This is a genomic window from Micromonospora matsumotoense (assembly GCF_050951065.1).
Classification (GTDB): Bacteria; Actinomycetota; Actinomycetes; order Mycobacteriales; family Micromonosporaceae; genus Micromonospora; species Micromonospora matsumotoensis.
In genome coordinates, this window is record NZ_CP192025.1 from 728,556 (window position 1) to 752,954 (window position 24,399).

Consider the following 24,399-nt stretch of genomic DNA (forward strand, 5'->3'; position numbering starts at 1 on the left):
GCCGGTGCGACCGCTGGCACCGAAGATGGTCGGGCTGTGCCTGTTCCTGGAAACCATGTGCGAACTCCAGGCCCGCGACCGAGGCTTCAACGACTTCGCCTCGATCCGGCTGCCAGAGAACGCCTGCCTGGCCGGCCAGCAGACCCGGATCCATGACCTCGGCGTGCGCATCGTCGAACGGGCGCGAGAACAGGGCCGCCTCCGGCCCGACCTGGTACCCGAGGACCTCGCCTTCGTCATCTGGTCCCACAGCCGGATCATCGAGGCGACCGACGGGATCGCCCCGCACGCCTGGCGCCGCCACCTGTACCTGATGCTCGACGGCTTCCGCGCCGAGCGCGCCCACCCGCTCCCCGAACCGCCCCTGACCCCCACACAGCTCTACCGCGCCATGCGCCGCCTCGGCGGCACCGACTGACTACCCGGACGCGCCGAGCCGGTGACCGTCATGCCGGACGAGTGCGTTCCCAGCGCCTGGCCGTCAGCGCACGAAGTGCCTCTCCGTCTTCCGGGATGAACGCGCAGGTGCGGCTACTGCTGTCAGGCCCAACAGTTGAGGGCAACGGGGTCGGACGTCCCCGGGAACTGGCGGTGCCGGATAGGGCGCTGCCGTGCTGACACCGCCGCGCGGGCACCCGACGGATGCGGCCACCGGCCCGGGTCTGCTCCCGCTTGGTCGCCGTACCGGAGGACCGGGAGATGGCATGCTTCCGGTTGCTGACCGGGCGCGGGCTGGCGCTCGACCTGGTCTGCCGGGAGTGCGGCGAGGCTGGTGGGTCGGCCGCGCTGGTCGTGGTGTGCGAGGGGTGCGTCGACCGGCTCATCGAGGATGGGGAACTGCTGGCGCGGTGAGCCGGAGATCCTGGAACGGCCGGAACCGCTCGACGCGATGGTGTCGGACTGGCCGCTGCTGGCGTTGTTGGGGCAGGTGATCAATCTCGGCCTGGCCGACGACGCCGACGGCTCCCGCTGGCTGGTGCTCACCGCCGGTGGCCCGATCGTCGCGCTCGACCCGGACGACGAGCGGGTTTCCGCGCTGGCCACCGTCGAGCTGGTCGACGAGCCGGAGCAGCAGCCGTGGATGGACCGCCAGCTGCGGCGCAGGCTGCACGTCTCCGGATGTGGCCGCTTCGCCGCCTCCGGCGGCGCGGCGATGCCCCCGGAGGTGCTCGGGTTGCTGGTCAAGCAGGTGACCCGGTTGCCGCAGACGGTGCTCGCCCCGCGGCATCGACGTGAACGGGCTCCCGGTCCGGGAGAGCGAGATCCTGCGGCTGGTGGCGGACGGGATGGACACCCGGGAGGTGGCGACCCGGTCGAGCTGCTCGGAGCGGACCGTCAAGAACGTGCCGCACGACATCACCAGCCGGTTCCAGCTGGGCAACCGCACCCACGCGGTAGCCTACGCGGTCCGTGAGGAGCTGATCTGACCGCCGAGGAGGACCCGACGTGTCGCACGGACGCGCCGACGGACGCCAGGTGACCCGGGACGACCTGGGCGCCTGGCTGATCAAGGGCAATGCGGACCTGGTCGATCTCGCCGGCCGGTTCGCCCGGGACCCCCGGGTGACGAGCTGGTGCGTACGCCCCGGCTACCGGGCCCGGCTGATGCGGGCTGGTCAGCCCGTGCTCTTCTGGGCCAGTGGCAGCCGGGGGCGGTTGCCGTACGGCGTCTGGGGGATCGGCCGGCTCACCGGCGAGCCGGTGCCCGGCGGGGAGGCCCGCGCGCCCTGGACGGTGCCGCTGGACCTGACCGTCCTGCCCGAGCCACGACGGCTGCACCGGGACCGGTTGCGCGCCGACCCCCGGCTGGCCGGACTGGAGGTGTTCCGCCAGCCACAGGCCGCCAACCCGTCGTACCTGACCCGGGCGCAGTTCACCGCACTCGCCGATCACCTGCCCGAGGCGGCACCGGGACACCACCGGCCGCCACCGGGGAGCTGAGCCCGTTCCCCGGGGAAACCGGCCTACCAGCGCACCGGCAACGTGGTGACGACGGCGCCGACCTCCCGTTCCGCGATGGGGATCGGTCCGTCGGTGGCGAGCCGGAGACCGGGCAGCCTGGCGCGCAGCCGGTCCAGCCCCACCGCCAGGATCGCCCGGCCGAGCCGCCGTCCCGGGCAGTAGTGGCGGCCACCGCCGAAGCCCACGAACTTCGGTGCCCGGCGACCGGGCAGCAGCGCCTCCGGGCGGGGATAGACGGCCGGGTCGTGCAGCGCCGAGATCCACGCGAGGAGCACGGCCGCGCCCCGGGAGACGGTCCCCGACGGCAGCACGAGGTCGGTGGTCGCGGTCCGCAGGGCGGCCACGTTGCCGGCGTAGACGAGGCGGAGCAGCTCGTCGGCCATCGCGAGGGGATCGGTGCCGCGCCGGACGAACGTCCGCCAGTCGGCCGCGTCGTCGGCCAGGAGCCGCAACATCGCCCGGCCGAGCACGGTCGCCGGGGCCTCCACCCCCGCCGACAGCATCAGTCTGGTCAGGCTGACCAGCTCGTCCGTCGAGAGCCTGACCCCGGTGTCGGGCGGGTGCACGAGATCGGCCAGCAGCGCGGCGCGCGGCGCGGCGGTGACGACGTCGCGGACGTACGCGCCGAAGTCGGCGACGAGCCGCGCCCGTTCCTGCGGCGTGCCGGGGTGCGAGTGGGTGTACGCCCCCGACCAGCGGCGGATGTCGTCGCAGTCCTCGGCCGGTATCCCGAGCAGCCGGGTGATCGTCAGCAGGGGAAGCCGGTCGGTGTACTCGGCGACGAGGTCGCCGCCGGGGCGGCCGTCGTCGGTCATGGTGTCGACGAGCGCGTCGGCGATGCGGTGGATCACCGGCCGGTGGGCCGCGACCCGTTCGTGGTTCATCGCCTGGGTGGCGATCCGGTGGACCGTCGCGTGCGCCGGCGCGGACTGGTTGATCAGCAGGTCGGGGTCGTAGAGGAAGTTGGGTTCGCCGCTGCGCCGGGGGGCCTGCGCGAGCAGGTGGTTGCGGGACAGTGCCGGGCTGCTGACGGCGGCGGCGACGTCGGCGTGCCGGACGAGCAGGATCGCGCTGTCGCCGCTGGGCAGCCGGACACGGCCGAACGGGCATTCCGCACGCCGTCGGGCGAAGTCGGCGGCGGGAGCGAGCCCCGACGCGGGCGGCAGTGGGAATGCGGGAAGGTCGTCGTCCATCAGCGCTCCTTCGATCGGCAGACGGGGGTGTGGGCACCGCCCGACGTGGACGCCTGCACCGCCGGGCGGCCGGTGGCGCGGGCGCTGCCGGTACGCCCGGGCCGGGCCCGCCGCCGGGGTCACTGCCCGACCAGCCGGGCCAGGTGGGTGAGGCCGGACCTGGTCGCCGCCGCCGGCAGGCCGAAGTCGATCAGGCAGGCGACCTCGTCCACGCCCGCCTCGGTGAGCCGGCGCAGGGTACGGGCGCAGGTCGGCACCGAGCCGAAGAGCCCCCGTTCGGCCAGGAACCGGTCGAGCACCCGGCCGATGAGGAAGTCCGCTTCGTCGTCGGTGATCGTGGGGTCGTGAAAAGGGGAGTCCGGCAGCATCCCCGCCACGAGGTCGAGCGAGGACCGCAGGTACCGGGTCATCGGCTCCCGGGCCAGGGCGGACACGCCCTGGTCGTCCGGCCCGACCAGGGTGTGCAGCATGAGGGTGACCCGGCCCTGCCCGGGGTGCAGCCGCCGGTACCGCTCGATCTTGGTGCGCAGTTCGTCGAGGCTCTGGGTGAGCAGGTGGGTGAGGACGCCGACGCCGAGCCGCCCGGCGAGTTCGAAGGTGGCCAGGTCACCGGCGCTGGTGATCCAGACCGGCAGGTCGGCCTGCACCGGCTTGGGGAAGACCTCGACGTCGACGTGACTGCCGGTGCCGTCGGGACGTGGCGTCGTGCCGCCCCGCCACAGGGCACGCACCTCGTCGATCAGCTCCGGCAACGCCGACCTGCGGTGCGGGTACCGGTCGGGAGCGAGGACGAAGTCGACGGCGTGCCAACCGGAGGCGAACGCGACCCCGGCCCGGCCGTGGGAGATCCGGTCCACGACCGCCCACTCCTCGGCCACCCGCAACGGGTCGTGCAGGGGGAGCACGACGCTGCCGGCGCGGACACCGACCCGCCGGGTGACCGCCGCTACGGCGGCACCGGTCACCGCCGGGTTCGGGTAGGGGCCGCCGAATTCGTGGAAGTGCCGCTCCGGCGTCCAGACCGCCGTGAAGCCGTGGTCGTCGGCGAACCGTGCGCTGTCGAGCAGCAGGTCGTGGGCGTCGTCGGCGCTGGCGGAGAAGAAGAACAGGCTCAGGTCCACGGGGGCGGCTCCTCCGGCGACCGGACGAGAGTCGCGTGCGGCGCGGCGAGGCTGCGGTCGAGCACCGCCAGGGCCCGGTCGATCAGGGCGTCGGCCCGCCCCCGTACGTCGGCCGCCGCCGGGAACTGGAACGTGACGTGGGTCTGCTCGCCGTCAGCGATCATGACGTGCAGGGCGTTGCGGGCGACCCCGTTGAACGCCGACCAGTCCACCGTGGTGGCGAGGCCGGCGAAGACCGGGCCGGGGGCGATCCGCCGGTAGCTGACCGAGACGGCGGCGGTGGCCAGGAACGGCCGCGTCCCGGGCCGGCACATCGCCAACGGGACCGTCCGGTGGGCGTACAGCTCCCGCAGGCCGGCCCGGACGGTCGTCAGCGCCGCCGCGTACGAGCCGGTCGGTGGCGTGGGGAGGGTGAGCGGAAGCTCGTTGACGTACATGCCGATCCGGTCCGCCTCGGCCGGCGTACGCACCGACAGCTCGATCGCGATCGGGACGGGCCCCTCGTCCCGGGCGAGGCAGTTGGCGAGCACGGTGAGCAGCAGCTCGAACCGGGTCGCGTCCAGTGCGACGGCCGCCTCGGCCAGCCTCGTACGGGTCCGGGGGGTCAGCGCGCGGACGACCGTGTCGCCGGGTCGTACCCCGCCGTCGCGGGGCAGCTCGACCGGCCGTGGGGGGTTCCGCCACCAGTATTCGGTGGCCGCGACGACCAGGTGCTCCGGCGGCGTCCGGTGCCCGGGTCCGGCCGGCGGCGTCACCACCGCCGGTGCGTCGGAGCCGTACCGGTCGGCCAGGTCCCGCAGCAGGATGTCCTTGGACTGGCCGTCGACGATCAGGTGGTGGGCGGCCAGGACGAGCACCCCGCCTCCATTCCGGAGGGGGAACCACCAGACCCGGGCCAGCGGCCCGGCTGACAGGTCGAACCGGGTGCGACCGGCCCGCTCGACCCGCTCGCGGACGGTCCCGTCGGCGGTGGGTTCGACCGTGAGCGTCAGCGGGTGCTCGCCGACCGCCAGCCAGGGCAGGCCGTCGAGGTTGTGGCAGCCGGCGGTCAGCAGCGGGTGCCGCGCGGCCAGCGCCGTACAGGCCCGCGCCAGCCGGCCCACGTCGACCGGGCCGCGCAGGTGGGCGGTGACCGCGACCGTGTACGCCGACCCGAGCGCGGCCAGCTGCTCGTTGAACCAGATGCCCCGTTGCAGCGGCGAGGTCGGCACGAACTGCGTCATGGTGACCCGGACATCCGGTCGGCGATCCAGGCGGCCTGCGCGGCCAGGCCCGGCCGGGCGTACAGCGCCGACACCGGCGTGGCGACCGCGAACTGGTCGGAGACGAGACGGGCCAGCCGCAGTGCCGACATCGAGTTGCCGCCCAGGGCGAGGAAGTCGTCGTCGCGGCCCACGGCGGCCACGCCCAGCACGCTTGCCCAGATGTCGGCCAGTCGTCGTTCGACCACGGTCACCGGGGCGGCGACGGGCGTCGATCCGACCGGCGGGAAGAGGCCCCGCAGCGACCGTGCGACCACCTTGCCGCCGTCGTTGCGCGGCAACGCGTCCACACAGACGACCCGCTGCGGGATCTCCGGACCGGACAGCCGGCCGGCGAGGAAGGCCCGCAGGTCCGCCGGTACGGCACCGGTACGGGTCACCAGCACGGCGGCGGGCCGTTCGCCCCACACCGGATCGGCGAGGGCGACCACCGCGCAGTCCCGGACGTCGGGGTGCCCGTGCAGCGCCTGTTCGACCGCGAACGACGAGACCTTCGTGCCGCCGGAGTGGATGGTCGACGCGTCTCGGCCGGTGAGGTGGAGGTAGCCCTCGTCGTCGAGCCGGCCCCGGTCACCGGTGCGGGTCCAACCGTCGCGGAACGTCGCGGCGTCACCACCGTCGAGGTAACGGCGCGGTGGGGCGTCGGAGCCGATCCAGACCTGACCCACCTCGCCCGCAGCGACCTCCCGGCCGGCGTCGTCGGTGATCCGCACGGCGCCCCGACCGACCGCGTCCGGGCGTCGGCTGTCGAACACCATCGTCGTACGGGCCGGTGCGGCCTCGGTCGAGCTGTAGGTGTTGACGATGGTGGCGTACGGCAGGACGTCACCGAGGGCACGCGCGACGGCGGCGGGCAGCACGTCGCCGGTCGTTCCCACGAGCACCAGCGACGACAGGTCACGACGGTCGGGTTCGCCGGAGGCCAGCAGCTCCCGGGCCATCGACGGGACGAGGAAGAGGGTGCCGACCCGGAACTCCTCGACGGCGGCGCAGACCTCGGCGGCGTCGAACCGGGGCACGACGAGCGCGGCGGGTTCGGCGGCGAGGCCGGTGAGGAGCATGGTCTGGGCGGCGTTCGTCCCGATGGGGAAGGCGTGCAGGAAATAGCGGGAGTGCGCGAGTTGCCGCCGGCCGGGCGCGGTGTCGTGCCCGTGGGTGAGGTTGCCGTGGGTGGCGACGACCGCCCTGGCCGACCCTTCGGTCCCCGAGGTGAAGATGATCTGGGCCGCGCCGTCCGGGGTCGCCCGGTCGGGCACGGCGTCGGTTGCGGTCCCGGCCGGCCCGCGCTGCCAGCCGCCCAGCTCCGGGGGGACGGCGCAGCCTTCCCGGATGATCCCGACCGCCCCGGCGACGGTGACCCGCTCGACGAGCTGTCCCGGCGGGAGCCGGGCCGACAGCGGTACCGCCACCCCACCGGCCCGGAGCACGCCACAGAACGCGGTCGCGTACCCGAACCACTCCCGCTCGTCGAAGAGCAGCGCCACCCGCTGGCCGACCCGCAGTCCGTCGGCGGCGAGCGCGGCGGCGAGCGCGTCCGCCGCCCGGTCCCACTGCGCGAACGTCAGCGTCGCGCCGTCGGGGTGGCACAGGGCGACGGCGTCCGGTGTGTCCGCCGCACGCTGCCGCAGCAGGCCGGGCACGGTTGGTCCGCCGCTCATCGGGGGTCCGGTGCCCGGCCGGCGGCGACCGCCGCGATCCGCCCGATCGTGCCGGCCCGCACGATCTCCTCCAGGGCGAGCCGGATGCCCAGCCGTCGCTCGATCCGGAACGCGACCTGGGTGGTCAGCAGCGAGTGCCAGCCCACGTCGGTCAGGTCGTCGTCCAGGCCGACCCCGTCGACGCCGACCAGTTCCTCGACGATGGCGGCGATCGCGCGCTCGGTCGGGGTGTGCGGCGGTCGGGACCCCGCCGGCACCGCCAACCGCCGCCGGTCGACCTTCCCGGCGGCGGTGAGCGGCAGGGCGTCCACCACCACGACCAGGTCCGGCACCAGGTGGGCGGGGACGGCGCGGGCCAGGGCCGCCCGCAGCGCCGTACCGGAGGGTCGGTAGCCCGGCGTCGATACGACGTGTGCCACGAGCGAGACCGGGCCGGCGTCCGCCGCGACGGCGGAGACGGCCGCCGACCGGACCCCGGGCAGCCGCAGCAGCGCGGCCTCGACGCCGGCCGGCTCGACCCGGAAGCCACGGACCTTCACCTGCGCGTCCATCCGACCGAGCAGGTGGACGAGGCCGTCGGCGTCCCGGCGGCCCCGGTCCCCGGTGCGGTAGGACCGGCCGCCGTCGACCTGCCCGAACCGTGCGGCGGTGAGTTCGGGGGCGTTGAGGTAGCCGCGGGCGACGCCACGGCCGACGATGACGATCTCGCCCGGCTGCCCGTCGGCGACGACCTGGCCGTCGGGGTCGACGACGAAGATGTCGTATCCGGCTATCGGCCGGCCGACCGGGATGCGCTCGCCATCGGTGTCCGCCCGGCTGACCCGGTGCAGGGTGCTGGCCACGGTGGCCTCGGTAGGGCCGTAGCCGTTGACCAGTTCGCACCGGTCGATCCAGCGCCGCGCCGTGGCCGGTGCCAACGGGCTGCCGACACTGAGCATGGTCCGTAGCCGGGGGAGGTCGTCCTCCGGCAGGGAGTCGAGCACGGCGGCGGGCAGGGCCGCGTGGGTGACGGCCCGCTCCGCGAGCAGCCGCGCCAGCGGCGCACCGACCAGTGACTCCCGGTCGACGACCTCCAGCCGACAGGCGGCACCGAGCCCGAGGAGGAGTTCGAAGATCCAGCCGTCCGCCACCGGGCTGGCATAGAGCAGGACGCGGGCGTCGTCGCCGAGGTCACCGAACCAGCGCCGCTGCGCGACCATGAGGTTGACGACCGCGTCGTGGCCGATCATGACCAGCTTCGGCGTGCCGGTCGTGCCGGCGGTGGGGATGACGTAGGCCAGCCGGGTCGGGTCGCCGGCAGCGGGCCGGCCTCCCGGTCGCGGTGACCCGGCAGCCGGCCGCGTCGGGTCCACCTGGCGCATGCCGGGGGGCCGGTGCAGCACGGACGTCGATACGAGCACCGTGGCGTCCGCCGCCGTCGCGACCGACTGGTTCCAGGCCGGCGGGCTGGCCGGATCGAGTGGCAGCAGGACGCCCCCGCTGCGCCAGATGGCGAGGGCCGCCGTGACGAGGGGAACGCCGCGTTCCAGGGCGACCGCCACCACGGTCGCGGGCCCGACGCCGGCCCCGGACAGCGTGTCGGCGAGCACGTCCGCCCGCTGGTCCAGATCGGCGTACGTGACCGCCCCGGTCCGGTCGGCCAGGGCCACCCGGTGCGGGAACCGGCGGGCGAGTGTGGACACCCGGTCGCTCACCGGGACGAAGTCCCTGTCGCGCAACGGCGACCCCCTCGTCGACTCATCTGGCCATGGACAGGGATCTATCCATGAGGCTGTCACGACAGTGCGGGCCGGTCAAGGTGCCCGCGCTGTCCCCGTGGCCGGGGCGGTGCCTCCCGGTCGCCGGACCGCACCCCGGCGCGCTCCGCCCAGCGAAGGCCCGGCCCTTGACCTCACGTCCGGTGCAGGTTGTCGGATGGGGGCATGCGTGCGATTCGCCTCCACCGGTTCGGTCCCGCCACCAATCTCGTCCTCGACGACCTGCCCGACCTCGCACCCGCCCCCGGGCAGGTGCGCATCGCGGTAGCGGCGAGCGGGGTCCACCTGCTCGACACCGCGCTGCGCCGGGGCGAGGCGGGCGGCCCGCTACCACTGCCGGCGTTGCCGACCGTGCCGGGTCGCGAGGTCGCCGGCACGGTCGACCTGGTCGGGGCCGGGGTGGACGAGGCGTGGCGGGGGCGGCGGGTCGTCGCCCACCTGGGCATGGTCCCCGGCGGGTACGCCGAGCAGGCGGTCACCGCGGTCGAGTCGCTGCACGTCGTACCGGAGGGGACGGGGTTCGCCGACGCGGTGGCCCTGGTCGGGACGGGCCGGACCGCCCTCGGTGTCTTCGAGTTGGCGCCGCCGACGGCGGACGACGTGGTGCTGGTGCTGTCGGCGGCCGGTGGGATGGGCTGGCTGCTGGTGCAGGCGGCCCGGACGGTCGGCGCGACGGTGGTCGCCGCGGCCCGGGGTGCCCGACGCACGGCCCGGGTCGGTGAGCTGGGCGCGGACGTCGTGGTGGTCGACTACGACCGGCCGGACTGGACGGACCTGGTCCGGGCGCGGGTCGGTGGGCCGACCCTGGTGTACGACGGGGTGGGCGGGACACTGGGCCGGGCCGCGCTGGAGTCGACGGCGTCGGGCGGCCGGTTCGTGATGTTCGGGTGGTCGGCGGGGGAACCGACCCGGATCGGCACGGCGGACCTGGTGGAGCGCAGCCTGACCGCCGGCTGGCTCGGGCAACGGCTGCGCAACCGGCCGGGCGGGATCGCGGGGCTCGCGGCCCGGTCGGTGGAGCTGGGTGGTCGTGGCTGGTGGCGGCCGCTGGTGTCGACGTATCCGCTGGCGGAGGCGGCCGCCGCGCACGCCGACCTGGAGGGGCGGCGGGCGTTGGGCAAGGTGGTGCTGACCGTCGGCGGGTGATCCGGGGCGCGGTCTGCGCCACCGGTGGCCGATGTGCGCCGTCGATGTCACCATGTTCGTGGGAAATGCGTTCCGCGTATTCGCCCGCGCGGGAACCCCCGTACTGCTTACGCTCTCCCGCATCGACGAGCGTCCGCCGCGGTGGCGGCCGGCGGTCGTCGGACCCGAGCGAGGGGGCGGGTCCGACGACCGGGGACGCCGTGGGTTCCGCCCGCCCGCCGTCGACTGCCGTCCCGGGCGGTGACGGTCAGCCGGGGAGTTGATCGACCCGGGTGAGCACCTGGTCGATCAGGCCGTACTCGCGGGCCTGCTCGGCGGTGAACCACCGGTCCCGGTCCCAGTCGGCCTGGATCTCGTCGAGGGTGCGCCCGCTGTGCTCGGCGATCAACTCCTGCATGGTCCGCTTCACGTGCAGCATGTTCTCCGCCTGGATGGTGATGTCGGCGGCGGTGCCACCAATCCCCCCGGACGGCTGGTGCATCATCACCCGCGCGTGCGGCAGGGCGAACCGCTTGCCCGCCGCCCCCGCGCAGAGCAGGAACTGCCCCATCGACCCGGCCAACCCCAACGCCAGGGTCGCCACGTCGTTGCGGACGTACCGCATGGTGTCGTAGACGGCCATGCCGGCGCTCACCGAACCACCCGGCGAGTTGATGTAGAGGTAGATGTCCCGCTTGCTGTCCTCGGCGGCGAGCAGCAGGATCTGCGCGCAGATCTGGTTGGCCGAGGCGTCGGTGACCTCGGTGCCCAGAAAGATGATCCGTTCCCGCAGCAGCCGCTCGAAGACCTGGTCGCCGAAGGCCGGCTGCCCGCCGTCCAGCATGCGCACGTCGTACCCGATCATGGTGACCACCTCCGCGTTGCCGGCGGGCGATTTCGCGCCGCCCGGGGACCGGCGGGTCCAGCCTGCGCCGCCGGGTGGCCACCAACCCAGCGTTTCTGCCCCCGGCAGATCCGCCCTCGGCAGAACCCGGCCGGCCTACCCGACCAGCAGCCGCCGTCGGCCCGTCCGGGCCCGTCGCCGTGCCGGCACCCTGGGGGTACGCGCAGCGGGGCGGGCGGTCGACACGACGGCGATCACCCGGACGGTCGACGCGACGGCGAAGACCCGGGTGGGCGTGGCGACGGTCGTCGTCCCGAACCCGAACCCGAACCCGCCGACGGTCGTCGTCCCGACCCCGAATCCGCCGACGGTCGTCGTCCCGACCCCGAATCCGCCGACGGTCGTCGTCCCGGGCCCGAACCTGGCGGTGGTCGTCGCCCCGAACCGGTCCCCGCCCTGGCGGGCGGTCGGCACCCGGTCCAGCCGGGCGAGGCTCCCGCCCGGTGGCACGGGAACCCGACGTTCGACCCGGCGCAACTCGTCGCGGGCCTCTTCGAGCAGGTCGGACAGGTGGATTCCGAGTGCCCGGCAGATCGCCGCCAGCACCTCCGAGGAGGCTTCCTTGCGCCCGCGTTCGACCTCGGAGAGGTAGGGCAGGGACACCCCGGCGGCGGCGGCCACCTCGCGCAGCGTGCGGCCCTGGCGCAGCCGTACCCGACGCAGCACCCCGCCGATCACCCGACGCAGCAGCGACATGCGGGCCTCCTCGTGGCCGGTGTCCCGGGACCCTCCCATCATGCCCCGTCGAGGGCCCCGGCACCGGCCCGGCCGGCCACTGCGCGTCGACCGGAACGGTGGGCACGCGGGTCCACCACCGGCCCGGCGGGGTCACCAGGGGCCGACCGGGACGACGGGGCCCGGGGTGACGGGGCGCTCACCGGCGGTGCGGTCGGCGGCCCGGCGGGTCGACCTGCCTGGTAACCGCTATGTTGTGCTCGTGCAGGCGACCCAGGGGGAGCAGGACCGACGGTGATCCATTTCCCGGCGCAGCGGCGGGGTCCGCTCAGCGCGTTGAGTCTCCGCCTGGCCGCCGCCCTGGGCCTGGTCCTGCTGACCGTCGCGGTGGTCTATCTGGACCGCAGCGGCTACCGGGACGTGGACGAGAACGGGCTGACCCTGCTCGACTGCTTCTACTACGCCGTGGTCACCCTCTCCACCACCGGGTACGGCGACATCACCCCGTTCGAGCAGTCGGCCCGGCTGGTGAACGTCCTGTTCATCACCCCGGCCCGGGTGATCTTCCTGATCATCCTGGTCGGCACCACCCTGGAAGTCCTGACCGAGCAGTACCGGACCGGCCGTCGGCTGGGGCGGTGGAGGAGAACCGTGAAGGACCACGTCATCATCTGCGGCTACGGCACCAAGGGTCGCAGCGCGGTCTCCGCCCTGCTGGAGAACGGACTGGACAAGTCCCGGATCGTGGTGGTGGAGCGCAACGGCACCGCGCTGCGGCAGGCCACCTCGGCCGGACTGGTCGCCATCGAGGGTTCCGCCACCCGGTCGTCGGTGCTGGAGGAGGCGCACGTCCGCAACGCCAAGGCCGTCATCATCGCCACCGACAGCGACGACGCCTCGGTGCTGGTGGCGCTGACCACCCGGCAGCTCACCGCCGGTCAGGTACGGATCATCGCGGCCGTACGGGAGGCCGAGAACGCCCCGCTGCTGCGCCAGAGCGGCGCGCACCACGTGATCGTCTCCTCGGCCACCGCCGGTCGGCTGCTCGGCCTCTCCACCTCCGCGCCGCCGCTGATCGACGTGGTGGAGGATCTGCTCACCCCCGGGCAGGGGATGGCGCTGGCGATGCGGTCCGCCGAGCGGCACGAGGTGGGCAAGTCCCCACGTGAGCTGGAGTCCCTGGTCATCGCGCTGGTACGCCGGGGCAAGGTGGTCACCCTGGCGGACAAGGCCGGCGCGGTGATCGAGACCGGCGACATGCTCGTGCACGTCCGCGACGACCGACCCACCGCCAACACCACCGCCTCCTGACACCGGGTAGCCGCCGAAACGGCGAGTGGCCGGCCCCCGGCATGGGGGAGCGGCCACTTCGACGTGTCGACGGGCGACTAGCTGATGGTCCAGGTGTCGCCGGTGGCGAGGAGGGCGGTGAGTTGTTGTTCGGGGGTGTGGGTGGTGGTGGCTTTGGCGGTGGTGAGTTGTTGTTGGACGAGGTTGTCGTAGGAGGGGCGGTGGGTTTGCCGGAATACGCCGATGGGGGTGTTGCGGAGGTCTGGTCCGGGGAGTCGGGATAGTGCGAAGGCGTAGGCGGGGTCGGTGATGGTGGTGTCGTGGACGATGATGTCGTCGGCGGGGGTGGTGGCGGTGTCGCGGACTTCGAGGCCGAAGCCGCGTGGTGGGTGGACGACGCAGTGTTGTCCGTTGTGGCCGAAGGTGATGGGTTGGTTGTGTTCGAGTCGGATGAGGTAGTTGTCGCGGGTGTCGGGTTGTTTGAGTTGTTCGAAGGCGCCGTCGTTGAAGATGTTGCAGTTTTGGTAGATCTCGACGAAGGCGGAGCCTTGGTGTTGGGCGGCGGCGCGGAGGACTGATTGGAGGTGTTTGCGGTCGGAGTCGATGGTGCGGGCGACGAAGGTGGCTTCTGCGCCGAGGGCGAGGGAGAGGGGGTTGAAGGGGGCGTCGGCGGAGCCGGCGGGGGTGGATTTGGTGATTTTGCCGGTTTCGCTGGTGGGGGAGTATTGGCCTTTGGTGAGGCCGTAGATGCGGTTGTTGAAGAGGAGGATTTTGAGGTTGACGTTGCGGCGGAGGGCGTGGATGAGGTGGTTGCCGCCGATGGAGAGGGCGTCGCCGTCGCCGGTGACGACCCAGACGGACAGGTCGGGTCGGGTGACGGACAGGCCGGTGGCGATGGCGGGGGCGCGGCCGTGGATGGAGTGCATGCCGTAGGTGTTCATGTAGTAGGGGAAGCGGGATGAGCAGCCGATTCCGGAGATGAACACGGTGTTTTCGCGGGGGATGTGCAGTTCGGGCATGAATTGTTGGATGGCGGCGAGGATGGCGTAGTCGCCGCAGCCGGGGCACCAGCGGACTTCTTGGTCGGATTTGAAGTCTTTGGTGGTGAGTTTCAGGGTGGTGGGTTCAGGCATTTTTGCAGACCTCTTCCAGCGTCGTCTCTAGTTCGGCGGCGGTGAAGGGTAGGCCGCGGACCTGGTTGTAGGCGATCGCGTCGATCAGGTGTCGGGCGCGGATGACCTGGGCGAGTTGGCCGAGGTTCATCTCGGGGATGACGACCCGGTCGTAGGCGTGCAGGACGTCGCCGAGGTTGGCGGGGAGGGGGTTGAGGTGGCGGAGGTGGGCTTGGGCGATGGGGTAGCCGCGGTGGCGGAGGGCGCGGCAGGCGGCGCCGATGGGTCCGTAGGTGGAGCCCCAGCCGAGGACGAGGACGCGGGCGTTGCCGTCGGGGTCGTCGACGTCGAGGTCGGGTACGGGGATCGCTTCGATGCGGGCGGCGCGGGTGCGGACCATGTAGTCGTGGTTGGTGGGGTCGTAGGAGATGTCGCCGGTCTTGTCGGCTTTCTCGAGGCCGCCGATGCGGTGTTCGAGTCCGGGGGTGCCGGGGATCGCCCAGGGGCGGGCGAGGGTGTCGGGGTCGCGTAGGTAGGGCAGGAAGGTGGTGCCGTCGTCGTGGTTGGGGGTGGTGGCGAAGTCGACGCGGAGGTCGGGTAGGGAGTCGACGTCGGGTAGGAGCCAGGGTTCGGAGCCGTTGGCGACGTAGTTGTCCGACAGGAGGATCACCGGGGTGCGGTAGGTGATCGCGATGCGGGCGGCTTCGAGGGCGGCGTGGAAGCAGTCCGACGGGGAGCGGGCGGCGATGACCGCGAGGGGTGCTTCGCCGTGGCGGCCGTGTAGGGCGATGTTCAGGTCGGCCTGTTCGGTTTTGGTGGGGAGGCCGGTCGAGGGGCCGGCGCGTTGCACGTCGACGATGACCAGGGGGAGTTCCAGGGCGACGGCGAGGGAGATCGTCTCGGATTTCAGGGCGACGCCGGGGCCGCTGGTGGTGGTCACGCCGAGGGCCCCGCCGTAGGAGGCGCCCAACGCGGCGCCGGCGGCGGCGATCTCGTCTTCGGCCTGCATGGTGACCACACCGAGTTTCTTGTGTTTGCTCAGTTCGTGGAGGATGTCGGAGGCGGGGGTGATCGGGTACGCGCCGAGGAACACGGGTAGTCCGGAGCGGACCCCGGCGGCGACCAACCCCAACGACAGGGCGGCGTTACCGGTGATGTTGCGGTAGGTGCCCGGGAGCATCTTCGCGGGTTTCACTTCGTAGCGGACCGAGAAACTGTCGGTGGTCTCGCCGTAGTTCCAACCCGCCTTGAACGCGGCGATGTTCGCCGCGACGAGGTCCGGACGTTTCGCGAACTTCCGTTCCAGGAACCGTAGCGTCGAGTCGTAGGGGCGGGAGTACATCCACGACAACAACCCCAACGCGAACATGTTCTTCGCTCGTTCGGCGTCTTTCTTCGACACCGCCAACTCGGCCAGGGCGCCTACCGTCATCGACGTCAACGCCACCGGATGCACCACGAACCCGGCCAGGGAGTCATCCTCTAGAGGGCTGACCGCGTAACCGACCTTGACCAGGTTCCGCTTCGTGAACTCGTCGGTGTTCACGATGATGTCCGCACCCCGACGCAGATCGCCCACATTCGCTTTCAACGCCGCCGGGTTCATCGCGACCAGGACGTTCGGCGCGTCACCCGGCGTCAGAATGTCGTAATCGGCGAAATGCACCTGGAAACTCGACACCCCCGGCAGGGTCCCCGCCGGCGCCCGAATCTCCGCCGGGAAATTCGGCAACGTCGAAATGTCATTACCCAACTGCGCCGTCTCCGAGGTGAACCTGTCCCCCGTCAACTGCATCCCATCACCCGAGTCACCCGCAAACCGGATCACCACCCGGTCCAACTGACGAATCTGCTTGGTCACGCCTGCACCTCGCTTCGCTCGGCCCCGCCGCGCGCGCGGCTGCACATGATGGTGACCCCGCCTTGCCCGGCCACGCGACCTCCCTGATGCGCCGCTGCGCCCGGTCCGCCCGTGGGCGGGCCCCGGCCCGCTGTCGTCTCTCGCTCCGAGCCTACGTCCCGGTCTTAGGGTCTCCTTGGTGGAGGTCCGACACCTGGGAACCGGGTCAGCGGCATACGGGAGAGTATGCGGTGATTTGGGGGGCCCGCCGTAATTGAGATCACCGGTTCGCCCGGCCACCCCGTCCCGACCGCCCCCGTCCCGGCACTCCCTCCCGGTTGCCCCCGTCCCGGCGGCCCGTCGGTCAGCCCGAGTGCTCCGTCATCGGCGGGTCCGTCGCCGGCCCGGCCGTCCGTCGCCGCAGCGAGCCGGTGGCCAGCCCGAGCGCCAGCGCCACCAGCAGGACGGAGAGCACGATCAGCCCGAGCGCGGTCCGCTGGGCGGGGGACATCCCGCCGACGTCGACCGCCCCGCCCGCCGCCGCGATCAACCCCTGCGAGCCGGTCGGCGCGGGAACGCCCACCGGCGGGCTGGCCAGCGCAGCGGCCGCGGTGATCCGGAAGCTCATCTGGACCTGGCGGGTCGGCCCGCTCTCCGGGTCCAGCCAGCCGATCAACGCGCCGGCCAGTGGGGCCTCACGCTGGGCGTCCGGGGTGGCGGCCACCGTGAACCGGAGCGTCTCCGTGTGCCCCGCCGGCACCACGTCCAGGTCGCAACGGGTCCGCGTCGGCGACATCGACGTGCAGCCGGCCGGTGGGCTCAACACGCTGACCCCGGCGGGCAACAGCACCTCGACCCGTCCGGCGGCGTCCACCCTGCCGGTGTTGCCCAGGTGGGCCGCGAGCGCGGTGGGGCCACCGCTGATGTCGAAGACCACCTCCTCGGCATCCAGCAGTATCCCGGGCACCGGTGGGCCGGGCGGAAAGAGCACCGCGAAGCCCTCGTTGTCCTGCGCGGTGTCACCGGCGTCCGGCCCGGTGGCGGTGACCCGTACCGCGCCGCTCAGGGGCATCTGCCGCCAGGCGGTGCCGCCGACCCGTACCCGGATCAGGCTGGTGAACCGGTCGCCGGGCGCGGTGGTCCACTCGCCGCACTGCCAGCCGCCGTCGCCGGCCGCCGCGCACCCCGGCGTCCCGGCGTCGGTGAGCCCGGCCGGCAGGCGGTATTCCAGCCGTAGCCGCTCCGGCACGAGACCGGTGTTGGTGACGGTGACCCGCAGGGTGGCGACCGTGCTCGGGGCCCGCCAGTACCGGTCGTCGAGCGTGATGTCCCCGGTGGTGACCTGAACCCCGACCCGGTCGCCACCCGGCTGGTCCGGGTTCGGTCCGCGCGGTCGCGCGGACCTGCTGGGCAGCGGCGGCTTCGGGGTGGGCGCGGCGGTCGGCGCGCTGGTGGCCGTCGGTGCCGGTGCGGTGGTCTCCGGCGTCGTGCCGGTCGGTTCCGGTGCGGGGGTGGTCGGCTCCGGGTCCGGCGGCAGCGTCGGCGGTGCGCCGGTCGGGGCCGGCCCGGTCGCCGTCGGCTCGACCGGGGGCGTCGTCTCGTCGGTCGGGTCACCGCCCGGGGTCCGGACGTCGGTCGGGTCGGTGACCGTCCGCGTCACGGCGGGTGCCGCCGCCAGGCCCGGCGTCACCCCGAGGACGACCGCCAGCCCGGCGGCCAGCACCGCCCCGACCAGAGCGGGGGTACGCCGGGCGAGGGGCCGCCGAACGGTACGCGCGTCCACGCGGGGCATCTGACCTCCGTGACTCTGGGTGTGAGTTCATTATTCGGTAACAGTTGCGGCGAGGCACTAGTACCGGCGGAAGACAATCGGTGCCGGGTCCGGGAGCCGCTCGCGTCGTCCGGCCCGGCCCGCCACCCGGTAGGCTGAGCCACCGTGACCGGTTACCTGGGCTCGTACGCGACGCTCGGGCTGCTGCTGCTCGCTGCCGTCCTCTTCTTCGTTACGGCGTTCTCCGCCAACCGGGTGTTACGTCCCGCCCGCCCGGCCGACCCGGCCGGCAAGCGGGCCGGCTACGAGTGCGGCCTCGACCCGGTCGGTGGCGACTGGGCGCAGATGCAGATCCGCTACTACGTGTACGCGTACCTCTACGTGCTCTTCGCCGTCGAGGCGGTCTTCCTCTTCCCCTGGGCGATGGTCTTCGACCGGCCCGGCTTCGGCGCGGTGACGGTCGCCGAGATGGGTGTCTTCGTGGCCGTGGTCGCGCTCGGCATCCTCTACGCCTGGCGCAAGCGCATCCTGCACTGGACCTGACCACCCCACCGGCCCCGGTGGGCGGGGACGGTACGGCGGCCCGAGCCGCGCCAGGCGATGGTCCTGGCCCCGTCACGTGGTGGTCAGGTCAGGCCCCGAGGTGGTCGGGCCAGGCCGCGGTGATGGTCGGCCAGGCCGCGTGGTGGTCAGGCCAGGCCGCGGCGGGTGGCGGTGGGCGGCCGGTCGCCCCGGATCGAGGCCACCATGTCGAGCACCCGACGGGTGGGTAGCACCTGGTGGGCGCGGAACACCCGGGCGCCGAGCCAGGCCGACACCGCCGTCGCCGCCAGGGTGCCCTCCAGCCGTTGCGACACCGGCAGGTCGAGCGTCTCGCCGATGAAGTCCTTGTTCGACAACGCCACCAGCAGTGGCCAGCCGGTGTCGGACAACTCGCCCAACCGGCGGGTGATCTCCAACGAGTGCCGGGTGTTCTTGCCGAAGTCGTGCGCCGGGTCGATCAGGATGCCGTCGGGGCGTACCCCCAGGGCCACCGCGCGCTCGGCGAGGCCGGTCACCGTCGTGACCACGTCGGCGACCACGTCGGTGAAGGCCGCCCGGTGCGGCCGGGTCCGGGGCGTCAGCCCGCCGGCGTGTGAGCAGACCAGCCCGACACCGGTCTCGGCGGCCACCCGGGCCAGCGCTGGGTCGGCCCCGGACCAGGTGTCGTTGAGCAGGTCCGCGCCGGCTGCCACCGCCTCGACCGCCACCTCGGCCCGCCAGGTGTCGATCGAGATGACCACCTCGGGAAACGCGGCCCGGACGGCGACGATGGTGTCCACCGTCCGGCGGATCTCCTCGGCCACGTCGACCTCGTCGCCCGGCCCGGCCTTCACCCCACCGATGTCGATGATCTCCGCGCCCTCGGTGACCGCCCGCTCCACCGCGCGCAACGCGCTGTCCTGCGCGAAGGTGGCACCCCGGTCGAAGAAAGAATCCGGCGTTCGATTGACGATCGCCATCACCACCGGCTCTCCAGGGGCGAACGTCCGCCCCCCGAGCCGCAGCGCCCCGGACAATTCCGCCTCCCGCAGGTCACCGGCCGGACGACCCGGCCGATGCCGACGCTAGCGGGTCGTCCGCCCCGGCCCTCGGGCCGGTACGACCCCAGGCCCCCGCCCCGCTCCGGAGCCGGTACGGCCAGAAGATCGGTGACGATGATGGTGGTTGGGGTCGCTCCGGAGGGTGTCCCCGTGCCACGATCTCCCTATGGGTCAGACTCTGCTCATTGTGGTCGTCGCGTTGACCGTGGCGGCGGTCGTGTTCGGCGTGACGGTGCTGATCTCGGGTCGGGACGGGCTCGCCCCCACCGAGCCCGACGGCAGAGCCGTCCCGTTGCCCGGTGGCCGACCCCTGCGGGAGTCGGACGTCGGCGCGCTCCGCTTCGACACCGCCCTGCGCGGCTACCGGATGGACCAGGTCGACCAGGCGATGCGCCGGGCCGGTTACGACATCGGCTACAAGAGCGAGCTGATCGGGGTGCTGGAGGCCGAGGTCGTCGCGCTGCGGGAGGGCCGCACCGCCGACGCCGACGTGCTGCGCCGCACCCGGGAGGAGGCCGTCGCCACCCCGCCCGACGCTTCCCCGGCGACGCCCGCCCCGGACGCGCCCGGTCCGGAAGGCCCGACCGTCGAGGTCGAGCCCATCGACATCACCCCCACCCCGACCACGGACCGCACCGAGACGGACCGCACCGAGACGGATCGGGCCGGGGACCGCACCGAGACGGATCGGGCCGACGCGGACCGTCCCGGCGGTGCCGTGGCCCGGTCGGAGCCGGTGTGACCGGACCGGATCCGGCCGGCGGCGGCCTGGCCGACGAGGCCGCCCAGCCGGGCGCCGGCGAGTTCACCGCCACGGTGATCGTCAACGCTCCCGCCGAGCGGGTCTTCGCCGCGCTGACCGACTGGGAGGGGCAGTCCGACTGGATTCCGCTGACCCGGGTGCGGGTGGTCGAGGGCGACGGCGGAGAGGGCAGCCTGATCGAGGCGGTCACCGCGCTCGGTCCGGCGGCGCTGCGCGACGAGATGCGGGTGGTCCGGGTCGACGCCCCGTACGAGGTGGGTGTGGTGCACTGCGGCAAGCTGCTGCGCGGCCCCGGTGTGCTGCGCTGCACCCCCCTGGCCGACGGCCGCACACAGGTGGTCTGGCACGAGTGGTTCCACCTGCCCGGCGGCTCGGCCGGCCGGGTCGCCTGGCCGCTGCTCTGGCCGGGTTCCAAGGCCAGCCTGACGCTGGCGCTGAAGCGTTTCGCCCGCCTGGTCGAGGCCGGCCGCCTGCCCCGCGCCCGCTGACCGGCCCGGGGACGCGCTGCGCCTCCCGGCTGACCTGCCCGCGCTGAATCGGCCCGACGGCGGCCGAACCGGGTCGGGCCGTCCCACGAACCCGGCCGGGCCGTCGGACACCCGCCGGCCCGGCGTCGGGTGTCAGCCCCCTGACCTAGCGTGTACCGGGTGACTGACCTGGTGACCGGCCCCGACGGCCTGCCCCGCTGCGCCTGGGGGGCGAGCACCCCGGACTACGCGCTCTACCACGACACCGAGTGGGGTCGTCCGCTGCGCGGCGACGACGCCCTCTACGAACGGCTCACCCTGGAGGCGTTCCAGTCCGGGCTGTCCTGGCTGACGATCCTGCGCAAGCGTCCCGCGTTCCGGCTCGCCTTCGCCGACTTCCGGATCGAGCGGGTCGCCACCTACGGCGAGGCGGACGTCACCCGACTGCTCGCCGACGCGGGGATCGTCCGCAACCGCGCCAAGATCGAGGCGGCGATCGCCAACGCCCGCGCCGCGTTGGCGCTGCCCGACGGCCTCTCCGCGCTGCTCTGGTCGCACGCGCCGCCGCCCCGGCCGGCCCGGCTCGGATCGTTCGCCGAGGTGCCGGCCACGACCCCGGAGTCCACCGCGCTGGCCAAGGCGCTCAAGAAGCAGGGTTTCCGCTTCGTCGGCCCCACCACGGCGTACGCGCTGATGCAGGCCACCGGCATGGTCGACGACCATCTCGCGGGCTGCCACGCCGGCACCGCCGGGGCCCGTGATGGGATGGGGTCATGACCGTGACCGACCACCGCAGCACCGGCCCGACCGATGTCGACGGCGGGCGGGGCGACGGCGCCTGGGCGGTGCTGCTCCCGGCCGGGCGGTACGACGACGAACGCCTCGTCCACCACGACACCCTGGAGCTGGCCCTCCCGGCCGGTGCGCCCGTGCCACCCCCCGGCGACCCGGTGGCGGTGCTGGCCGACGAGCCGCCCCGACTGGTGGCGCTGGGCCGGGTGGCCCGCCTCGACGGGGAGACGCTCCTGGTGACGTACACCCGGCGGTCGTTCGACACACCGGTGCCGGTCGGATCGGTGGCGGTCGACCGGCCGGTCAGCGCGCTCGACCCGGGCACCTACCGCGAGCTGGTCGACCGGCTCGGCCCGCCGCCGCTGCGCCGCACCTGGCTGGTCAGCCTCGACCTGCCGATCGAGGCCGAGTCGCAGGCCGAGGCGGTCCGGCTCTTCTGGTCGTACGTGCGGGAGCTGGGTCCGGCCGAGCTGCCCGCGTTCGTCTCGCCCAGCGGCGACGAGCTGGCCATGCAGGCGTTCGTGCTGGGCGTCGAGGCCAACCAGGACCCGGAGGAGGACGACTAGCGACCCGTCGACCGGGTATGGGCGCTCGGGTGCCGACAGCCGGTCGGCCGGGCGGGGGAGAGTCGATGCGGTTCCAGGACAAGGTCGCGTTCGTCACCGGCGGCGCCTCGGGGCTCGGGGAGGCCACCGCCCGCCGGTTCGCCGCCGAGGGGGCCCGACTGGTGATCGCCGACATCAACGCCGAAGGCGCGCAGCGGGTGGCCGGTGAGCTGCCCGAGGCCCTCGCGGTGACCGTCGACACCGGCGACGCCGCCGCCGTGGAGCAGGGCATCGCGGACGCGGTGCAGCGCTACGGACGGCTCGACGTCATCTTCAACAACGCCGGCATCGACGGCCGGCAGCAGCCGCTGCACGAGATGGACGTGGAGAACTGGCAGAAGGTCCGGCGGATCAACGGCGACGGCGTGTTCCACGTGCTCAAGTACGGCATCGAGGCGATGCTGCGCGGAGGCGGGGGTGCGATCGTCAACACCTCGTCCACCACCGGCCTGGCGGCGCAGGAGAACATCTCCCCGTACACCTTCACCAAGGCCGGCATCGTCGGGCTGACCCGGTCGGCGGCGGTGGAGTACGCGGCCCGCAACATCCGGGTCAACGCGGTCGCCCCCACGGTGGTGATGACCCCGCTGGTGCAGCATTTCATCGACAGCGCGCCCGACCCGGGGGAGATGCGGGCCCGGATGGAGTCGTTCAACCCGAAGCCCGGCATTCCCACCCCGGACGACGTGGCCGGGGTGGTGCTCTTCCTCTGCTCCGACGACGCCACCTGGATCACCGGCCACACCGTCCCCGTCGACGGCGGCTATGTCGCCCGCTGACGGCCCGGCCGGGTCGTCGAGGTGACGGGTGACCGTACGGCGTGGCCGGCTTCCCCGGCCCGGTCCAGCGCTCAGTTGCCCTGGAAGGTCGGCTTCTGCTTGTTGACGAACGCGTGGGTGGCGGCCCGGTGGTCGGCGGTGGCCCCGCAGATCGACTGGGCCTGCGCCTCGGCGGAGAGGGCGTCGGCGAGGGTGCCCGCGTCGGCGATGGAGAGCTGCCGCTTGATCGCCCCGTACGCGACGGTCGGGCCGGCGGCGAGCCGGGCGGCCAGCTCGTGCGCGGTGGGCAGCACCTGCTCGTCGTCGTCGACCAACCGGGTGAGCAGGCCCAGCCGGTGCGCCTCGGCGGCGTCGACCGGCTCGGCGAGCATCAGCAGCTCGACGGCCTTGGCGTGGCCGACCAGCCGGGGCAGCGTCCAGGACGCGCCGGTGTCGGCGGCGAGGCCCACCCCGGCGAACGCCATCAGGAACTTCGTGCGCGGCCCGCCGATCCGGAAGTCGGCCAGGAAGGCCAGCGAGGCGCCCGCCCCGGCGGCCATGCCACGGACCGCGGCGACCACCGGTTTGGGCAGGTTGGCCAGCCGGGCGGCGATCGGGTTGTAGTGCGCCCGGACGGTGTCCAGCGGGTCCCGGCCGGGCGACTCCAGGATCTGCACGTGCTCGCGCAGATCCTGCCCGGCGCTGAACGAACCGCCCGCCCCGGCCAGCACCACGGCCCGGCAGGACCGGTCGGTCTCCAGGGCGGCCAGGGCGTCCCGCAGGGCCTCCTTGAGTGCCACGTCGAGCGCGTTCATCGCGGTGGGGCGGTGCAGGGTCAGGGTGACCACGCCATCGGTGCGGTCGACGAGCAGCGGCTCGGTCACGTCTCTAACGGCCCTTCTGTCGGGGGACCCGGTTACCGGCGTCGAGGCACTGCTCGACGTACCGGTCGGCGGCCGGCCGGAGCCGGGCGGCGTGCCGGTCGAAGAAGCTGGCGGCGGCGGTGCCGGGCCAACGTTCGGGAAGCAGCGCCGGAGGGAGCTGCGGGTCCTGGAAGAGGAAGGTACGCCACGCGTGCACCAGCCGGAACCGGGCCGCGTACGCCTCCTCGTCGCCGCTGCGCACGGTCACCCCGGCCAGCTGTGCGCGCTGCTCGGCGACGAACCGCTCGTACGCGTGCCCGATCTCGCCGAGGTCCCAGGCGCGGCGGACCACGCCCATCGCGCCGGGGGTGCCGGCGGCGTGCGCGGCGGTGAACCGCTCGTAGCGCACCCCGGCCTCCTCCAGCAGCACGTCGACGTCCTCGCTGGCCCGGGTCGCCACCCAGGTGTGCTCGTCGAGGGTGCCGTAGCCGAGGAAGCTGAGGTTGGCGGCGAGCCGCTGCCGGTCCCGGCGGGCGGTCGGGGTCGCCAGGACGAGCAGGTCGAACCGCCCGTCCCAGGTGATCCGGCCGGTCCGGTAGATCCGGGCGGCGGCCTCGTCGAGGCGACGGACCGCCTTGGGTGTGATCGAATATCCCGGGCCGGAGGCGAGCCGCAGCGGTTCGAGCCAGCCCTGGCGGACCATCCGGGACACGGCGGTCCGGACGGCCGGGGGAGCGACTCCGAGCGGGGCCAGCAACTTCACCAGGGCGGCGACCGGTGCGCGCCCACCTCTCGTGCGGAGATGGTCGCCGTAGAGGTCGAAGAGTGCCGACCGTGCCTGCATGACCGCACATTGTGACAGGCCTTCTCAAGATAAGCTAGGTGCTGTTACATCAAT

General features: G+C 73.4%; 25 protein-coding genes. 12 read left to right on the forward strand and 13 right to left on the reverse strand.

The features are described from left to right. The first annotated feature begins 4 nt into the window (after positions 1 to 4). The 4 genes from ACQP1S_RS03510 to ACQP1S_RS03525 all read left to right on the forward strand — a co-directional run bounded on the left by ACQP1S_RS03510 (position 5) and on the right by ACQP1S_RS03525 (position 1,941). On the forward strand, positions 5 to 418 hold the full coding sequence (locus ACQP1S_RS03510; RefSeq protein ID WP_432902929.1) for a hypothetical protein: 414 nt from the start codon (positions 5 to 7) through the stop codon (positions 416 to 418). 281 nt (positions 419 to 699) lie between these two features. After that, complete coding sequence (locus ACQP1S_RS03515) at positions 700 to 852, forward strand: hypothetical protein (RefSeq protein WP_432902932.1); 153 nt, start codon at positions 700 to 702, stop codon at positions 850 to 852. 434 nt (positions 853 to 1,286) lie between these two features. Further along, positions 1,287 to 1,427: a hypothetical protein gene (locus tag ACQP1S_RS03520; RefSeq protein WP_432907745.1), complete on the forward strand. Its 141-nt coding sequence runs from the start codon at positions 1,287 to 1,289 to the stop codon at positions 1,425 to 1,427. A gap of 19 nt (positions 1,428 to 1,446) precedes the next feature. After that, positions 1,447 to 1,941 (forward strand): hypothetical protein, encoded by a 495-nt coding sequence (locus tag ACQP1S_RS03525; protein WP_432902935.1) that lies wholly within the window; start codon positions 1,447 to 1,449, stop codon positions 1,939 to 1,941. Positions 1,942 to 1,964: 23 nt separating this feature from the next. Here ACQP1S_RS03525 and ACQP1S_RS03530 read toward each other — a convergent pair whose 3' ends face one another. From ACQP1S_RS03530 to ACQP1S_RS03550, 5 genes are all read right to left on the reverse strand, one after another. Next, positions 1,965 to 3,155, reverse strand: coding sequence for a cytochrome P450 (locus ACQP1S_RS03530; RefSeq protein ID WP_432902938.1), 1,191 nt, complete (start codon positions 3,153 to 3,155; stop codon positions 1,965 to 1,967). A gap of 119 nt (positions 3,156 to 3,274) precedes the next feature. Further along, entirely contained in the window at positions 3,275 to 4,276 is a 1,002-nt protein-coding gene (locus tag ACQP1S_RS03535; RefSeq protein ID WP_432902941.1) for a MupA/Atu3671 family FMN-dependent luciferase-like monooxygenase, read from the reverse strand. Then, positions 4,267 to 5,499: a condensation domain-containing protein gene (locus ACQP1S_RS03540; protein ID WP_432902943.1), complete on the reverse strand. Its 1,233-nt coding sequence runs from the start codon at positions 5,497 to 5,499 to the stop codon at positions 4,267 to 4,269. Before ACQP1S_RS03540 ends, ACQP1S_RS03535 begins: the two co-directional genes overlap by 10 nt. Continuing rightward, positions 5,496 to 7,196, reverse strand: coding sequence for an AMP-binding protein (locus ACQP1S_RS03545; RefSeq protein WP_432902946.1), 1,701 nt, complete (start codon positions 7,194 to 7,196; stop codon positions 5,496 to 5,498). Before ACQP1S_RS03545 ends, ACQP1S_RS03540 begins: the two co-directional genes overlap by 4 nt. Further along, positions 7,193 to 8,890, reverse strand: a complete 1,698-nt coding sequence (locus ACQP1S_RS03550; RefSeq protein WP_432902949.1) for a non-ribosomal peptide synthetase — start codon at positions 8,888 to 8,890, stop codon at positions 7,193 to 7,195. Before ACQP1S_RS03550 ends, ACQP1S_RS03545 begins: the two co-directional genes overlap by 4 nt. Before the next feature lie 228 nt (positions 8,891 to 9,118). Between ACQP1S_RS03550 and ACQP1S_RS03555 the strand changes: the two genes are divergently transcribed. Then, positions 9,119 to 10,099, forward strand: a complete 981-nt coding sequence (locus tag ACQP1S_RS03555) for a zinc-binding dehydrogenase (RefSeq protein WP_432902952.1) — start codon at positions 9,119 to 9,121, stop codon at positions 10,097 to 10,099. 247 nt (positions 10,100 to 10,346) lie between these two features. Here the strand turns inward: ACQP1S_RS03555 and ACQP1S_RS03560 are convergent, their stop codons facing one another. Next, entirely contained in the window at positions 10,347 to 10,943 is a 597-nt protein-coding gene (locus tag ACQP1S_RS03560) for an ATP-dependent Clp protease proteolytic subunit (protein WP_432902955.1), read from the reverse strand. A 135-nt stretch (positions 10,944 to 11,078) separates the two neighbouring features. Beyond that, entirely contained in the window at positions 11,079 to 11,678 is a 600-nt protein-coding gene (locus ACQP1S_RS03565) for a helix-turn-helix domain-containing protein (RefSeq protein WP_432902958.1), read from the reverse strand. Positions 11,679 to 11,951: 273 nt separating this feature from the next. Between ACQP1S_RS03565 and ACQP1S_RS03570 the strand changes: the two genes are divergently transcribed. Continuing rightward, positions 11,952 to 12,968 carry a potassium channel family protein gene (locus ACQP1S_RS03570; protein WP_357785361.1) on the forward strand — a complete coding sequence of 339 codons (1,017 nt, stop codon included), beginning with the start codon at positions 11,952 to 11,954 and terminating at the stop codon, positions 12,966 to 12,968. A gap of 77 nt (positions 12,969 to 13,045) precedes the next feature. Here ACQP1S_RS03570 and ACQP1S_RS03575 read toward each other — a convergent pair whose 3' ends face one another. The 3 genes from ACQP1S_RS03575 to ACQP1S_RS03585 all read right to left on the reverse strand — a co-directional run bounded on the left by ACQP1S_RS03575 (position 13,046) and on the right by ACQP1S_RS03585 (position 17,691). Continuing rightward, positions 13,046 to 14,080 carry a 2-oxoacid:ferredoxin oxidoreductase subunit beta gene (locus ACQP1S_RS03575; protein ID WP_432902962.1) on the reverse strand — a complete coding sequence of 345 codons (1,035 nt, stop codon included), beginning with the start codon at positions 14,078 to 14,080 and terminating at the stop codon, positions 13,046 to 13,048. After that, the gene (locus tag ACQP1S_RS03580) at positions 14,073 to 15,920 is read right to left on the reverse strand and encodes a 2-oxoacid:acceptor oxidoreductase subunit alpha (RefSeq protein WP_432902965.1); all 1,848 of its coding nucleotides are present in this window, start codon (positions 15,918 to 15,920) and stop codon (positions 14,073 to 14,075) included. Before ACQP1S_RS03580 ends, ACQP1S_RS03575 begins: the two co-directional genes overlap by 8 nt. A gap of 343 nt (positions 15,921 to 16,263) precedes the next feature. Continuing rightward, on the reverse strand, positions 16,264 to 17,691 hold the full coding sequence (locus tag ACQP1S_RS03585; RefSeq protein ID WP_432902968.1) for a hypothetical protein: 1,428 nt from the start codon (positions 17,689 to 17,691) through the stop codon (positions 16,264 to 16,266). A 144-nt stretch (positions 17,692 to 17,835) separates the two neighbouring features. Between ACQP1S_RS03585 and ndhC the strand changes: the two genes are divergently transcribed. Beyond that, positions 17,836 to 18,213, forward strand: a complete 378-nt coding sequence (gene ndhC, locus ACQP1S_RS03590; RefSeq protein ID WP_091254266.1) for an NADH-quinone oxidoreductase subunit A — start codon at positions 17,836 to 17,838, stop codon at positions 18,211 to 18,213. Positions 18,214 to 18,359: 146 nt separating this feature from the next. On the opposite strand, the gene folP is transcribed toward ndhC, so the two are convergent. Next, a complete protein-coding gene (gene folP, locus ACQP1S_RS03595; protein WP_363674907.1) occupies positions 18,360 to 19,229 on the reverse strand; it encodes a dihydropteroate synthase in 870 nt (289 codons plus the stop codon). A gap of 190 nt (positions 19,230 to 19,419) precedes the next feature. On the opposite strand from folP, the gene ACQP1S_RS03600 reads away from it, so the two are divergent. From ACQP1S_RS03600 to ACQP1S_RS03620, 5 genes are all read left to right on the forward strand, one after another. Next, positions 19,420 to 19,995, forward strand: a complete 576-nt coding sequence (locus tag ACQP1S_RS03600) for a DivIVA domain-containing protein (protein WP_432902972.1) — start codon at positions 19,420 to 19,422, stop codon at positions 19,993 to 19,995. Beyond that, positions 19,992 to 20,504 carry an SRPBCC family protein gene (locus tag ACQP1S_RS03605; RefSeq protein WP_091254257.1) on the forward strand — a complete coding sequence of 171 codons (513 nt, stop codon included), beginning with the start codon at positions 19,992 to 19,994 and terminating at the stop codon, positions 20,502 to 20,504. The genes ACQP1S_RS03600 and ACQP1S_RS03605 overlap by 4 nt, the downstream gene beginning before the upstream one ends. Positions 20,505 to 20,663: 159 nt before the next feature. Beyond that, positions 20,664 to 21,260, forward strand: coding sequence for a DNA-3-methyladenine glycosylase I (locus tag ACQP1S_RS03610; RefSeq protein ID WP_091254290.1), 597 nt, complete (start codon positions 20,664 to 20,666; stop codon positions 21,258 to 21,260). Then, positions 21,257 to 21,841 (forward strand): hypothetical protein, encoded by a 585-nt coding sequence (locus ACQP1S_RS03615; protein ID WP_432902975.1) that lies wholly within the window; start codon positions 21,257 to 21,259, stop codon positions 21,839 to 21,841. The genes ACQP1S_RS03610 and ACQP1S_RS03615 overlap by 4 nt, the downstream gene beginning before the upstream one ends. Before the next feature lie 65 nt (positions 21,842 to 21,906). Continuing rightward, a complete protein-coding gene (locus ACQP1S_RS03620; protein ID WP_432902978.1) occupies positions 21,907 to 22,659 on the forward strand; it encodes an SDR family NAD(P)-dependent oxidoreductase in 753 nt (250 codons plus the stop codon). A gap of 71 nt (positions 22,660 to 22,730) precedes the next feature. Here ACQP1S_RS03620 and ACQP1S_RS03625 read toward each other — a convergent pair whose 3' ends face one another. Together ACQP1S_RS03625 and ACQP1S_RS03630 are read right to left on the reverse strand one after the other, a co-directional pair. Then, entirely contained in the window at positions 22,731 to 23,522 is a 792-nt protein-coding gene (locus ACQP1S_RS03625; protein WP_432902981.1) for an enoyl-CoA hydratase/isomerase family protein, read from the reverse strand. 4 nt (positions 23,523 to 23,526) lie between these two features. After that, complete coding sequence (locus tag ACQP1S_RS03630; protein WP_357770848.1) at positions 23,527 to 24,345, reverse strand: PaaX family transcriptional regulator; 819 nt, start codon at positions 24,343 to 24,345, stop codon at positions 23,527 to 23,529. Positions 24,346 to 24,399: the final 54 nt, after the last annotated feature.